Source organism: Brevundimonas denitrificans, assembly GCF_030160755.1.
GTDB lineage: Bacteria > Pseudomonadota > Alphaproteobacteria > Caulobacterales > Caulobacteraceae > Brevundimonas > Brevundimonas denitrificans.
In genome coordinates this window covers 1-610 of sequence record NZ_BSOY01000208.1, presented here as the reverse complement: position 1 = coordinate 610, position 610 = coordinate 1, and the positions used below count along the sequence as shown (strand labels likewise).

Below are 610 nucleotides of genomic sequence, written 5' to 3'. Positions count from 1 at the left end.
TTCATTGCCTTGCACCAGAGGCTATGTAACAAAATATAGTTATGAAAAAAGCAGAAATCACAGAATTTTTTCGCCGTATGAGCGAAGCCAATCCCGAACCGGAAGGGGAGCTGGATTACGTCAATCCGTTCACCCTTCTGGTGGCCGTGGTCCTGTCCGCACAGGCAACCGATGTCGGGGTCAACAAGGCAACCGGCCCGCTTTTTGCCATCGCTGATACGCCCGAGGCCATGCTCGCCCTCGGCGAGGATACGGTCCGCGATTATATCAAGACCATTGGTCTGTATAAGACCAAGGCGAAGAACGTGATCAAGCTGTGTGAAGCCCTGATCCGCGACCATGGCAGTGAGGTTCCCCAAACCCGCGAGGAACTGGAAAAACTGGCCGGAGTGGGACGGAAAACGGCGAATGTGGTCCTGAATATCGCCTTTGGACAGCCAACCATTGCAGTCGACACCCACCTGTTCCGGGTGGGCAACAGAACCGGCATGGCCAAGGGGAAAACCCCGCTGGAAGTGGAAAAGAAGCTGGCCAAGCGTATTCCCAAGGAATATCTGCGCCATTCCCACCACTGGATGATCCTGCACGGCCGGTATGTGTGCAAGGCGCG

At 55.2% G+C, this 610-nt stretch carries 1 protein-coding gene; it reads left to right on the top strand.

What is annotated here, in order from left to right; all coding sequences use genetic code 11:
- Window positions 1-41: 41 nt before the first annotated feature.
- Window positions 42-610 (top strand): endonuclease III (gene nth, locus QQJ79_RS15785; protein WP_284223882.1); only part of this gene is annotated, 569 nt, incomplete at its 3' end.